This window comes from Geodermatophilus sp. SYSU D00867 (assembly GCF_054050315.1).
Window position 1 is genome coordinate 1 of the sequence record NZ_JBJGZC010000009.1, and the last position, 11,961, is coordinate 11,961.

Consider the following 11,961-nt stretch of genomic DNA (forward strand, 5'->3'; position numbering starts at 1 on the left):
GCACCGCCAGCGCGCGGTCCTTGAGCTTGCGCACCGTCAGGGACATGGCCTCCGGCAGCAGCCGGGCCTCGATCGTCCGGGCGGTGGCCGCGTCGGTGTGCTCCAGCACGTCGACCAGCGCCCTGGCACGGGCCTCGTCCAGCCGCCCGGCGGCCAGCGCCGCCCAGGTGCCGGGCAGGTGCGAGCGGTACGTCCACGCCCGGTGGGCCAGGTGGGAGGCGGTGCCCCGGCCGATGTTGAGCACGAGTGCCAGCTCGGCGGGGAAGAACTCCGCCACCCCGGGCAGCTCGGCATCCGGCGCCCAGGAGCCCGTCCGGGCGCCGGGGGCGCCCGGCGCGGGATCGGCGTCGGCGGGGGAGTCGTCGGCCAGGCCCAGGACGAGTTCGGCCTCGTAGGCGGCGGTCATCGCCTTGAGCGCGGCCACCCGTTGCAGCTCGGCGGCCTTCTGCTCCCGCGACAGCAGCGCCACCGGCAGCCGGCGGAAGGGCGCGGGCAGCTCGATCGCCGCGTCGAGCAACGCCTGCTCGACCGGTGACCGGTACTCCGCGACCTCCTCCACACCCCGCACGCTACGGCCGGGGTACGACAGTTCCCGCAGCTCAGAGGGGCATGCGGCCGAAGAAGATCACCGCACGCTGACGCGGCGGCCGGGCTCCAGCAGCTCGGCGGTCATCCGGGCGGCGCGGCGCAGCGCCTCCCGCTCGGCGGCGTACCCGCCGAGGACGCCGACCACCGGCAGCTGGGCCAGTGCCCGCGCGCCGATGCGCCCCTTGGGCCGGGCGTCGAGCGCCTCGTCGATGCGGCCGAGCAGCCGGGAGGCCCGCCAGATGGTGCGCACGACGCCCCGCAGGCCGGCCCGCTCCTCCTTCGCGCCGATCGCGGTCTCGGTGTAGGCGCCGCGCACCCGTTCCAGCAGCGGGCGGACCCGGCCGGGCGGGAGGTCGCGGTCGAGCAGGACCTCCGACAGCAGGGAGACCCGCTCCGCGGGGTCGGTGACGCCGTGCTCGTTGGCCACGCCGAGCACCACGAGCGACTGGACCGCCGTCCCGACGGTGTTCTGCAGCGGCAGGAGGTCGGCCAGCCGGCCGGCCACCCGCGGCAGGCTGCTCGCGACCGCGCCCACCTGGGCGGCCTGCTCGGCCCACCAGGCGTCGCGCTGGGTGGTCGGGAGCTCCGGTGGGCGGGCCAGCCGCCGCACGAGAGGGGCGGTGAGCCGGTCCAGCCGGCGCAGGACGTCGACGACGACGGCGTCGCTCAACGGGGGTGCCATGCCCATGGGCTACCCGTGGCGCGGCGCTCGTACCGTGGCCGTCATGGCCGCACGCGGGTACGGGCGGGCCCGCCGCTGGACGGTCGTGGTCGGGCTGGTCGCCGTCCTCGCGTCACTGCCCGCGCTCGTGGGCGCACTGCCGGCCGACGACGCCGACGTCCCCGCCGCCGACCTGCGGGAAGCCGTCCTCGCCAGCGACGCCGTCGGCTTCTCCGGCTACGCCGTCTCGGCAGGCGGGCTCGCGCTGCCCGTGGGCGACCAGCTGCCCGCCGTCGCCGACCTGCTCAGCGACCGCACCGCGATGCGCGTCTGGTGGCGCGGCCCCGAGGAGCACCGCGTCGACGTCGTGTCGGCGACGGGGGAGACCGGCGTGCACGTCGACGTGGGCGGCACGTGGACGTGGGAGTACGAGTCCGCGACCGCCACCCGCACCGCCCCGGCCCCGCTCACCCTGCCCACCCCGCCGGACCTGGTGCCGGCGACCCTGGGCCGGCGGCTGCTGTCGGAGGCCGCCGACGACGAGCTGTCCCGGATCGGCGCCCGGCGCGTCGCCGGCCGCGACGCGCTCGGCCTGCGGCTGGTGCCCGCGGCGCCGGCCGCCTCGGTGGCGCGCGTCGACGTGTGGGCCGACGCGGGGACCGGCCTGCCGCTGGCCGTGGAGGTCGTCGCCGACGGCGCGTCGGTCCCCGCGCTCGACACCCGCTTCCTCGACCTCGACCTGACCGTGCCGCCGACCGGCGTCGTCGCGTTCGTCCCGCCGGCCGACGTCCGCGCCCGGGCCGGCCAGGACACCGAGGGCCTGCTGCGCGAGGCCGACCGCCGGCTGCGGCTCGTCCCGCTGCCGCGCGAGCTGGCCGGCCTGCCGCGGCGGGAGCTGGCCGGGGCGCCGGAGGTGATCGGCGTGTACGGCAGCGGCGTGACGCTGCTGGCCGTGGCGCCGGTCCCCGGCCGGCTGGCGGCGGCCGTCCGCTCCGCGCTGGCCGCCGCCCCCGACGCCGTGCGCGACGAGCGCGGCACCCGGGTCGCCGTCGGCCCGCTCGGCCTGATGCTGCTCGACACCCCCGGCTCCGGCACCTACCTGCTGACCGGGACCGTCACCCTCGACGCGCTCGCCGACGCCGCGGCCGGGCTCCCCGGGGTGCCGTCGTGAGAATGCTGTCGTGACGTCGGTGGTCGTCACCCGGGGGCTGGTCAAGCAGTACGGCCGGGTGCGCGCGGTCGACGGCATCGACCTCGACGTCCGCGCCGGCGACGTCTACGGCTTCCTCGGCGCCAACGGCTCGGGCAAGACGACCACGGTGCGCATGCTGCTGGGGCTGGTGCTGCCCACCCGCGGCGAGGTCGAGCTGCTGGGCGAGCGGATGCCGCGGGCCGGGCGCCGGGTGCTGCCCCGCGTGGGCGCGCTGATCGAGGGCCCGGCGCACCACCGGCACCTGTCGGGCGCGGCCAACCTGGCGCTGCTCGACGCCGCCGGCCCGGGTGGCTCCCGCCGCACGCGGCGGCGGCGGATCGCCGAGGTGCTCGACCAGGTCGGCCTGGGCGGGGTGGGCCGGCGGAAGGTCGGCGCCTACTCCCTCGGCATGCGCCAGCGCCTGGGCCTGGCCGGCGCGCTGCTGCGCCGGCCGGAGCTGCTGGTCCTCGACGAGCCGACCAACGGCCTGGACCCGCAGGGCATCCACGAGATCCGCGAGCTGCTGCTCGAGCTGCACCGCGGCGGGACGACGGTGTTCCTCTCCAGCCACCTGCTGGCCGAGGTCGAGCAGCTGTGCAGCCGGGTCGGCGTCCTCGACCGCGGGCGGCTGGTGCTGCAGGACGAGATCGCCCACCTGACCGCGCCCACCGGCGCCACCGTCGTCGACACGCCGGCGCCCGAGCGGGTGCGTGCGGTGCTCGACGGGCGCGTGCTCGGCACCGACGGCGGCCGGGTCGTCGTGCGCGGCGCGGACCCGGCGGAGGTCAACGCGCTGCTCGTCGGCGCCGGCGTCCCGGTGGCGGGGCTCGCGCTGCAGCGGCCCACGCTCGAGGAGGTCGTGCTCGCCGCCGCGGGCACCAGCGCCGACCGGGTGGAGCGGGCGTGATCGGCAGGGAGCGGGCGTGATCGGCGTCGAGCTGCGCAAGACCTTCGGCCGGCCGCGCACCTGGACGACGATCGCCGTCCTCAACGCGCTGCCGGTGCTGGTGGCGGTGCTGCTGCAGGTCACCGACCTCGCGCCGCGGCCGGGCGAGGGCCCGCCGTTCCTGTCCGCCGTCCTCACCAACGGGCAGCTGTTCCCCCTGGCCGCGCTGGCGATCGTGCTGCCGCTGTTCCTGCCGATCGCGGTCGCGGTGGTCAGCGGCGACGCCGTCGCCGGGGAGGCGCAGGCCGGGACGCTGCGCTACCTGCTCGCCCGCCCGGCCGGCCGCACCCGGCTGCTGGTGGCCAAGCTGGTCGCGGTGCTGGCGTTCGTCGTCGTGACCGTCGTGGTGGTCGCCGCCGTCGGCTACCTGGTGGGCACGCTGCTGTTCGACGCCCAGCCGGTCGCGGCCGGGACGTCGGTGTCGGGGACCTCGCTGACGCCGGAGGAGCTGGCCGGCCGGACGCTGATGGCGATCGGCTACGTCGCGGTCTCCATGCTCGGCGTCGCGGCCTTCGGGCTGTTCTTCTCCACGCTCACCGACTCGCCGCTGGCCGCCGCGCTCGGCGCGCTGGCGGTGCTGGTGACCTCGTCGCTGCTGTTCACCCTCGACGCCGCCTCGCCGATCGCGCCGTACCTGCCCACGCGCTACTGGCTGGCGTTCGTCGACCTGTTCCGCGACCCGGTCCTGTGGCGCGACGTCGTCCGCGGGCTGGCGCTGCAGGGCGTGTACGTCGGCGTGCTGCTGACCGCGGCGTGGGCGAACTTCACCACCAAGGACGTGACCAGCTAGCCGCCGAGGCGGGCGCAGTCGGCGGGGCCCAGCGGCACGGGGTCGCCCGGTGCCAGCTCGGCCAGCACGATGGCCTGCACCAGCGGGTCGCGCGGCAGGTCGCCGTGGCCGACCTCCGCCTGCGCGCACACCGACTGCACGGTCAGGTTCAGCGCGCCGTCGAGGTGGGCGGAGTCCGGCGGGGTCACCGTCGCGTCCTGCGTCGTCCACACCGACACCCACGTCGGTCCGGTGGGCGTCTCGTCGTCGGCGTTGAGGCCGGCGAGCAGCTCGCTGTCGGTGGCCAGCTGCCGGCACGCCTCGGGGCACTGGCCGGGCGCGACGCCGGCGGCGAGGTCGGCCAGCGTGGTCCCGTGGTGCGGCGAGCCGAGGGTCACCACCCGGCGGGCCACCTCCGCGCCGTCGCCGGCGGCCCAGAGCCGGGCGACGACGCCGCCGGCGGAGTAGCCGACGACGTCGACGCTCCCGGCGTCCGTGCGCTCGAGCGCGGCGTCGGCGGCGTCGTCCAGCGCGCCGGCCGCGGCGGTGAGGTCGCCGGTGCCGTTGCCGGGCAGCGCGACCACCGTGGCGTCGCGGCCCGCGGCGGTCAGCCGGTCCGCCAGCGACGTGAGCGAGCCCGTGGCGCCGCCGTAGCCGGGGACCAGCAGCACCGGGCCGGGCTCCTCCTGCGACACCGGCGCGGCCGGGCCCGGTCCGTCCGCCCGGGTGAGGAGCAGGACGGTCGCGGCCACGGCGGCGACGAGGAGGAGGGCCAGCACGGCGAGGACCAGGCGGCGGCGGGCGGGGGACAGGCCGGCGAGCACCCGTCCACTGTCCCCGGTCCCGCCGGCGTCGGCCCGCACTGGGAGAGACTGCGCCGGTGAGAGGGTGCCCGTGCTGAGCCGCGACGAGTACCTCGCCGAGTGGTCGCGGTGGCACGGCGGCACCGACCCGGCCGCGAGCCGGCTGGTGCACGGCTGGCTGTCGCTGGCCTACGCGCTGGCCCGCGCGCTGTCCTGGCTGCCGCCGCTGGCCGCCACTGCGCTCGGCCTGCTCGTCGCACTGGCCGCCGTCGGCCCGGCGCTGGCCGGCGGCGCGTGGCTCGTGGCCGGTGGCCTGCTGATCGGCCTGTCGGGCCTGCTCGACTCCCTCGACGGCGCGCTCGCGCTGGCGGGCGGGCGGGCGTCGCGGCGCGGCTACGTCCTCGACTCCGCCGTCGACCGGCTCACCGAGGCCGCGTACGCGCTCGCGCTGTGGGCGGCCGGGGCGCCGGGCTGGCTGGCCGCCGTCTTCGGGGCGCTGTGCTGGCTGCCGGACTACCTGCGCGCCCGGGCCGGGCAGGCCGGGGTGGCCGAGACGGGGGCGATCTCGGTGTGGGAGCGGCCCACGCGGGTGGTGATGGCCGGGTTCACCGTCGGCGGGGCCGGGATCGTCGCGGCCACCGGCCTCGACGCGCTCGCCGGCGTCGACGACGGCCCCGCGGTCGTGGTCACCGCCGGGGCCGCCGTCGGGGCCGTGCTCGGGCTGGTCGGCACGGCGCAGCTCGGGATCTCGCTGCGCCGGGCGTTGGGGGACTAGAGCCCGGCCGGGGATCTCGTGCGCCGGGACTCCTGGCCGTGTCCCCAAGCGGCCCGGTACGGGACAACTGTGGCTGGACCCTCACGCGGCTCGTGGCGGGCCGAGCCCGTCCGCGTCGGTGACGGTCGACCCCGTCGAGGACCGGGGACAAGCCCTCCGCGACCGTCCGAACACGAGGGGAGAACGGGATGCTGCTGGCCATCCGGCTGAGGGATGCGATGAACGCCCATGACCTCGAGGCGTTCCTCGACTGCTTCCACGAGGACTACAGGAGTGAGCAGCCAGCACATCCCGGCCGTGGTTTCGCCGGTCGTGAGCAGGTGCGGGCCAACTGGTCGGCCGTGTTCGCCGGAGTGCCGGACTTCTCAGCGACGCTGCTCGGCCACTGTCAGGACGGGGACCGTGAGTGGTCGGAGTGGCGGTGGACCGGCACGCGCGCGGGCGCCGGCGACCTGGACGTGGCGGGGGTGGTCGTCCTCGGTGTCCGTGACGGCCGCGTCGCGTGGGGGCGGCTCTACATGGAGCCCGTGTCGGGGGAGGAGGAGGGCATCGACGCGGCCGTGCGCACGATGACGGGCGAGGGGCCTGGGGACGGCTGAGGCCACCTCCGGGGTGGCCGTCCCCGGCCGGGCACGGGGACGGTCGGGCGACACGGCTGCCGACGACGTCGCCCGGACGTCCCACCCCGCCGCCTCCGGGCCGAGACGGCGGGGTCGCGGTCCGCAGGACGCGCCCTAGTCGTTCGCCTCGGCGTGCTCGGTGAGGCGGTCCAGCGCCGCCTGCTTGTCCGGCTCGGGGTCGCTGCGCCAGCCGCAGGCGCAGACGGCGACGTGGTCGCCGAGGCTTCCCTTGCCGTGGCCGAGGTCGAGCTTCTCCATGGTCGCGAGGGTGTGCCGGTCGCTCATGGGACGGCCCTACCCGTTCCGTCACGGCGCACGCCGGGGCGCACGTGACCGGGACCGCCTTCTAGGGTTGCCGTGCTCGCCGTCCCGCCCGCCCGTCCCGAGGAGCCCCCGTGCCCGTCGTCGTCACCGGCTCCATCGCCACCGACCACCTGATGACCTTCCCCGGCCGGTTCACCGAGCAGTTCGTCGAGGGGCAGATGGAGAACGTCTCCCTGTCCTTCCTCGTCGACGACCTCATCCAGCACCGCGGCGGCGCCGGCGCCAACATGGCCTACGGCCTGGGCCTGCTCGGCCTCTCGCCGGTGCTGGTCGGCTCGGTGGGCAGCGACTTCGCCGACTACGACGCCTGGCTCACCCGCCACGGCGTCGACACCCACGCCGTGCGCTGGTCCGAGCTCAAGCACACCGCCCGGTTCGTGTGCACCACCGACGCTGTCAACAACCAGATCGCGTCCTTCTACTCGGGTGCGATGAGCGAGGCCGGCGAGATCGAGCTCGGGCCGGTCTGCGACCGCGTCGGCCACCCCGACCTCGTCGTCATCGGCCCCAACGACCCGAAGGCGATGGTGCGGCACACCCAGGAGTGCCGGGACCGCGGCTACCCCTTCGCCGCCGACCCCAGCCAGCAGCTGGCGTGGGCCGACGGCGAGATGGTCCGCGAGCTGGTCGACGGCGCGGACCTGCTGTTCACCAACGAGTACGAGTCGGCGCTGCTCACCCAGAAGACCGGCTGGGACGCCGGCGAGGTCCTCGCCCGGGTCGGCACCTGGGTCACCACCCGCGCCGCCAAGGGCGTGCTCGTCCGGCAGCAGGACGCCGCCCCGATCGAGGTCATCGCCGTCCCCGAGACCAAGCCGGTCGAGCCCACCGGCGGCGGCGACGCGCTGCGCGCCGGGTTCATCGCCGGCCGCACCTGGGGACTGAGCCTGGAGCGGGCCACCCAGCTGGGCTCGGCGGTGGCCACCGAGGCCGTCGAGGTCGTCGGCACCCAGGAGTACGAGCTGCGCCGCGAGCCGTTCCTCCGGCGGTTCGCCGCGGCCTTCGGCGACGACGCCGCGGCCGAGGTCGCCGAGCACCTGCCGGCCTGACCTCCTCGCCCGGGGAGCGGGCGGTCACCTGCCGCGGACCTGCTCGCCGATCGAGGGGTCCTCGGCCCACCGGGTGTAGGGGATGCGCGGGATCGCGCGCACCTCGCCGACCGTGCACCACTCGTTGCCGCCGAGCCGGGCCAGCGGCCGCAGCGCCTCGATCCGCGGGCGGCCGTCGCGGACGGCGTCGGCCCACACGCTGATCCACTCGACCCGGCCGAAGACGACGGTGCTGTCGCCGAGGCGCACCGTCGAGTGCAGCGTGCACTCGATGCTCACCGGCGACTGCGCCACCCGCAGCGCGCCCACCCGGTCGCTCGGCTCCAGCCGGACGCCGGCGGCCTCGGCCTCGCTCTGGTCGGGCGGGAAGTCGGTGCCGGTGGCGTTGGCCTGCTCGAACAGCTCCTCGGGGACCAGGTTGACCGTGAAGTCGCCGGTGGCCTCGACGTTGTTCAGCGAGTCCTTGCGGCCCACCGAGGTGAACTGCACGACCGGCGGCCGCACGCACGCCACCGTGTAGAAGGAGTGGGGCGCCAGGTTGTGCACCCCCTCGGCCGAGCGGCTGCACACCCACGCGATCGGCCGCGGGACCACCACCGAGTTCATCACCCGGTAGAAGTCCGTGGGGCGCATGTCCCCGGGGTCGAAGGCGGTGCGGGCCGGGCTGCTCGAGGGCGAGGTCACGCCCCATCCTGGCCCGGGTCAGGGCAGCGCGCGTCCGCGCCAGGTGAGCGTGCCCCGCCGGTGCCCGGCCACCGACCCGGCCAGCAGCACGTCCAGGGCCAGCAGCGACAGCGGGTGCGCCAGGGCGTCGGGCCACACCCGCCCGCCGGTCGCCGCCGCGCTCACCGCCCGCCCGGCCACCCCGGCCAGCCAGCCGGCCAGGCCCGCCCGCGACCCGCGCAGCGCCGCCAGCGGCGGGACGACGCCGACGGCGGTCAGCACGGCCGCCGCGGCCACCGACGCCGCCGGCGACCCGCCGACCGACGCCCACAGCGACTTGCCGTAGCCCGCGCGCATCGCCGCCCAGCCGTCGTACATCCGGCACTCGGCCAGCGTCGCGCCCGCCGCCGGCACCGCCCGCCCGCCGGACCGCTTGACCGCCCGCGCCAGCGCGACGTCCTCCACCACCTCCGCGCGCACCGCCGCGTGCCCGCGGGCGCGCAGGTAGCCGCGCCGGGTCAGCGCGAGGAACTGGCCGTTGGCCGCGGTCAGCGACGGCCGCGGCGAGCGCTCGGCCACCCGCAGCGGCAGCGTCGTCATCCACAGCCACGGCGACAGCGGCTGCACCAGCCGCTCGGCGAGGGTGCCGGCCACCGGCCGGGGCCACGGGGAGACCAGGTCCAGGTCGTGCGCCTCGAGCAGCCACGCGGCGGCGGCCAGCGCGCCGGGCGCCACCCGGACGTCGGCGTCGAGGAAGACCAGCACGCCGTCGTCGGTCCCCGTCCGCGCGCCGACCCAGCAGGCGTGCGGCTTGCCCAGCCAGCCCTCCGGCGGGTCCCCGGCGGGCACCAGCTGCACCCGCGGGTCACCGGTGCCGCGGACCACGGCCGCGGTGCCGTCGGTGGAGCCGTCGTCGACGACGACCACCCGCAGGTCCGGGACGCCGGCCGAGGCCAGCACCGCGGCCAGGCAGTCGCCGACCTGCGCCTCCTCGTCCCGGACCGGGACGACGACGGTGACCGGCCGGGTCGCCTCCGGCGGGTCGGCCGGCGGGCGGCGCAGCAGGACGGCGTTGACCGCGGCGTGCGCGGCGCCGGCGACCGCCAGGCCGGACAGGACCCGGACGACCGCGCCGCTCACCGGCGGCGGGCCTGCACCACGAGGACGGCGGCGACGACGGCGGTCAGCGCCGCGCCCCACGCCGCGGAGCCGGGCAGGTCCAGCCAGACGGCGTGCGCGAGCGCCCCGCCGGCCACCATCCAGGCGATCACCAGCAGCGGCGCGGCGTCGACGCGGACGGTCGGGGGGACGGCGAGCTCGAGCAGCGTCATGAGCACCAGCCCGGCGAGCAGCCAGCCGGCGAGGTTGGTCAGCGGCACGGTGTCGATGCCGGGCAGCCCCGGGGTGGGGTGCGCCCAGGTCCAGTAGCCGGCCTGCACCAGCTGCGGGTCGAGGACGACGTCCCAGCCGGCGAACACCGCTGCGGCGACGGCGACCCGCGCGACCCGCCGGCGGCCCGGCCGCACCCGGCGGGTGAGCAGCCCGGCGAGGACCCGGCTCGGCCAGGCCATCATCAGCCAGGCCAGCGGCACGAGGAACGGCACGCCGAGCAGCGTCGGGCCGAGGGCGTCGCTGTAGGAGTAGGCGCCGTAGGGGACGCCGGTGGCCAGCCCGACCGACTCGAACGCGACCGCGGTGACCGCCACCAGCCCGAGCACCGCGGCGCCGGTGCGCGCGCCGTGCGCGGCGGCGGCCGAGGTCACCGACACCGCCGAGCCGAGCAGCACGATCGTCCAGGACACCGCGTCGCGGGCCGCGCCGTCGGTGAGCGGGTAGGCGACCGCGGCCAGCACCAGCAGCACGGCGAGGGCCAGCGGCAGGCGGGCGGGCGCGGGTGCCCGCCGGAGAGCCGCCACACCGGGACCCGCTGCTGCGCTCACCGGGCCGCCCGCGCGAGCCGCCCCGCCGCCGCGCGGGCGCGGGCGAGCGGCCGCCGGTCGGCGAGCACCACCCGCGCCGCCGTCCGGCCCGAGTTGCCCGAGACCCCGCCGCCGGGGTGGGTGGAGGCGCCGGCCAGGTACAGCCCGGCCAGCCCCGGCACCCGGTAGCCGGCCAGTGCCGGCGTCGGGCGCAGCGAGAACATGCTGGCCAGGCCCATCTCCACGTGCATGACGTTGCCACGCGGCAGCGACAGCTCGCGTTCCAGCAGCACCGGCGTCTGGACGTACACGTCCTGCACCGAGGCGGCGAAGCCGGGGGCGTACCGGTCGACGGCGGCCACCAGCCGCTGCGCCTCGGCGTCGGCGAGGGCGTCCCAGTCGCCGCCGTCAGCGAGGGCGTAGGGGTACCACTGGCCCCACACGGTGACCACGTGCCGCCCGGGCGGGGCGAGGGTGTCGTCGCCGGCGGAGAAGGACATCGCCAGCGGCACCGGCTCGCGCGGCAGCCGGCCGCCCAGCCAGTCGCCGTGCGCGGCGGCCAGCTGCGCGCGGTCGGTGCACAGCAGCTGCAGGCCCTGCGCCGACACGGCCGGGTCCACGCCGGGGTAGGCCGGCAGCGCGTCGGTGAGGCAGCGCAGCACGAGGCCGAAGCCGTTGCCCACCGGCGGGGCGGCGTCCGCGAGGGCGGGCGGGGCGGCCTCGCCGGCGAGGTCGCGGGTGGCCAGGACGTGGCAGGCGGCGACGACGACCGGCGCGGACACCCGCCGTCCCGACTCCGTCTCGACGCCGGTGACGCGGCCGCCGTCGGTCAGCAGCCGCGCGGCGCCGTCGCCGAGGACGACCCGGCCGCCGTCGGCCTCCAGCCGGCGCCGGAGCGCCTGGGTGAGCCCGCCGGAGCCGCCCACCGGGTGGCCCGGCGGGGTGTCGTGCAGCAGTGCCACCCAGGCGACCATCGCCGCGGTGCCGGGCTCGCTCGTCGGCGGGCCGGACTGCGCGCCGAACCAGGCCAGCGCCGCCTTGAGCCGCTCGCTGGTGAACCAGCGGTCCAGCAGCGCGTCACCGGAGCCGAGGAAGTCGGCGGCGAGGTCGCCGCCGGGGGTGCGCGGGGCGCCGCCGGTCGGCGCGCCCAGCGGCCAGAACGCGCGGGCCAGGCCCAGCGGGGTGGGCCGGCGGCCGAAGGAGTCGACGACGGCCCGGCTGCGCGGGCCCCAGACGCCGACGAACCGGCGGTAGGCGTCGGCGTCGTCGGGCCCGCAGGCGGCGGCGATCGAGGCGCAGGTGGCGTCGAGGTCGACGGAGAACACCAGCGGGCGGCCGTCCGGGCCGGGGTCGCCGGGCGCCGGGGCGGGCGCGAAGCCCCACGGGTCGCAGTCCACGTAGCGCAGGCCGTGGGCGGCCAGGTCGAGCTCCTCGACGACCCCGCTGTGCCGGACGATCACGTGCGCGCTGGAGCCGCGGTCGACCCGGACCCCGGGCCAGCGCTCCACGGTGGACACCGCGCCGCCGAGGACGTCGTCGCGCTCGACCACCTCGACGGCCAGCCCGGCGCGCGCCAGGTAGCAGGCGGCGACCAGCCCGTTGTGGCCGGCGCCGACGACGACGGCGTCGACGGCCCGGTCCGGCTCCCGCAC

The 11,961-nt window shown here is 77.6% G+C and carries 13 protein-coding genes and 1 pseudogene; 6 read left to right on the forward strand and 8 right to left on the reverse strand.

Translation table 11 applies throughout. The features are described from left to right. A pseudogene (locus ACI8AK_RS09990) lies at nt 1–559 on the reverse strand (HNH endonuclease); the annotation flags it as partial. 66 nt (nt 560–625) lie between these two features. After that, nucleotides 626–1,270 (reverse strand): hypothetical protein, encoded by a 645-nt coding sequence (locus ACI8AK_RS09995; RefSeq protein ID WP_387994096.1) that lies wholly within the window; start codon nt 1,268–1,270, stop codon nt 626–628. Between the two features lie 43 nt (nt 1,271–1,313). On the opposite strand from ACI8AK_RS09995, the gene ACI8AK_RS10000 reads away from it, so the two are divergent. From ACI8AK_RS10000 to ACI8AK_RS10010, 3 genes are read left to right on the forward strand one after another with little or no spacing between them, the layout of a single operon-like run. After that, nucleotides 1,314–2,420 carry a transcriptional regulator gene (locus ACI8AK_RS10000; protein ID WP_456956103.1) on the forward strand — a complete coding sequence of 369 codons (1,107 nt, stop codon included), beginning with the start codon at nt 1,314–1,316 and terminating at the stop codon, nt 2,418–2,420. A 10-nt stretch (nt 2,421–2,430) separates the two neighbouring features. Further along, entirely contained in the window at nt 2,431–3,348 is a 918-nt protein-coding gene (locus ACI8AK_RS10005) for an ABC transporter ATP-binding protein (RefSeq protein ID WP_387994090.1), read from the forward strand. 16 nt (nt 3,349–3,364) lie between these two features. Then, the gene (locus ACI8AK_RS10010) at nt 3,365–4,177 is read left to right on the forward strand and encodes an ABC transporter permease (RefSeq protein WP_387994087.1); all 813 of its coding nucleotides are present in this window, start codon (nt 3,365–3,367) and stop codon (nt 4,175–4,177) included. Here the strand turns inward: ACI8AK_RS10010 and ACI8AK_RS10015 are convergent. Continuing rightward, nucleotides 4,174–4,980 (reverse strand): lipase family alpha/beta hydrolase, encoded by an 807-nt coding sequence (locus ACI8AK_RS10015; protein WP_456956105.1) that lies wholly within the window; start codon nt 4,978–4,980, stop codon nt 4,174–4,176. The two genes, ACI8AK_RS10010 and ACI8AK_RS10015, sit on opposite strands and share 4 nt — an antisense overlap. 64 nt (nt 4,981–5,044) lie before the next feature. Between ACI8AK_RS10015 and ACI8AK_RS10020 the strand changes: the two genes are divergently transcribed. Both ACI8AK_RS10020 and ACI8AK_RS10025 read left to right on the forward strand, forming a co-directional pair. Beyond that, on the forward strand, nt 5,045–5,734 hold the full coding sequence (locus ACI8AK_RS10020; protein ID WP_456956107.1) for a CDP-alcohol phosphatidyltransferase family protein: 690 nt from the start codon (nt 5,045–5,047) through the stop codon (nt 5,732–5,734). A 188-nt stretch (nt 5,735–5,922) separates the two neighbouring features. Continuing rightward, nucleotides 5,923–6,333 (forward strand): nuclear transport factor 2 family protein, encoded by a 411-nt coding sequence (locus ACI8AK_RS10025; protein ID WP_387994079.1) that lies wholly within the window; start codon nt 5,923–5,925, stop codon nt 6,331–6,333. Nucleotides 6,334–6,468: 135 nt separating this feature from the next. Here ACI8AK_RS10025 and ACI8AK_RS10030 read toward each other — a convergent pair whose 3' ends face one another. Then, on the reverse strand, nt 6,469–6,639 hold the full coding sequence (locus tag ACI8AK_RS10030; protein ID WP_387994076.1) for a hypothetical protein: 171 nt from the start codon (nt 6,637–6,639) through the stop codon (nt 6,469–6,471). Nucleotides 6,640–6,749: 110 nt separating this feature from the next. On the opposite strand from ACI8AK_RS10030, the gene ACI8AK_RS10035 reads away from it, so the two are divergent. Further along, a complete protein-coding gene (locus ACI8AK_RS10035; protein WP_456956109.1) occupies nt 6,750–7,727 on the forward strand; it encodes a carbohydrate kinase family protein in 978 nt (325 codons plus the stop codon). Nucleotides 7,728–7,751: 24 nt separating this feature from the next. Here the strand turns inward: ACI8AK_RS10035 and ACI8AK_RS10040 are convergent, their stop codons facing one another. The 4 genes from ACI8AK_RS10040 to ACI8AK_RS10055 are packed head-to-tail and all read right to left on the reverse strand — an operon-like array spanning nt 7,752 to nt 11,961. Further along, the gene (locus ACI8AK_RS10040; protein ID WP_456956111.1) at nt 7,752–8,411 is read right to left on the reverse strand and encodes a flavin reductase family protein; all 660 of its coding nucleotides are present in this window, start codon (nt 8,409–8,411) and stop codon (nt 7,752–7,754) included. An 18-nt stretch (nt 8,412–8,429) separates the two neighbouring features. Beyond that, entirely contained in the window at nt 8,430–9,530 is a 1,101-nt protein-coding gene (locus ACI8AK_RS10045) for a glycosyltransferase (protein WP_456956112.1), read from the reverse strand. Further along, complete coding sequence (locus tag ACI8AK_RS10050; RefSeq protein ID WP_456956114.1) at nt 9,527–10,306, reverse strand: carotenoid biosynthesis protein; 780 nt, start codon at nt 10,304–10,306, stop codon at nt 9,527–9,529. The genes ACI8AK_RS10045 and ACI8AK_RS10050 overlap by 4 nt, the downstream gene beginning before the upstream one ends. A gap of 20 nt (nt 10,307–10,326) precedes the next feature. After that, complete coding sequence (locus tag ACI8AK_RS10055; RefSeq protein ID WP_456903195.1) at nt 10,327–11,961, reverse strand: phytoene desaturase family protein; 1,635 nt, start codon at nt 11,959–11,961, stop codon at nt 10,327–10,329.

Bases quoted from the DNA above. Each gene is read 5' to 3' on its own strand.
- ACI8AK_RS09995 (WP_387994096.1), bottom strand. From the start codon at position 1,270: ATGGCACCCCCGTTGAGCGACGCCGTCGTCGTCGACGTCCTGCGCCGG.
- ACI8AK_RS10000 (WP_456956103.1), top strand. From the start codon at position 1,314: ATGGCCGCACGCGGGTACGGGCGGGCCCGCCGCTGGACGGTCGTGGTC.
- ACI8AK_RS10025 (WP_387994079.1), top strand. From the start codon at position 5,923: ATGCTGCTGGCCATCCGGCTGAGGGATGCGATGAACGCCCATGACCTC.
- ACI8AK_RS10030 (WP_387994076.1), bottom strand. From the start codon at position 6,639: ATGAGCGACCGGCACACCCTCGCGACCATGGAGAAGCTCGACCTCGGC.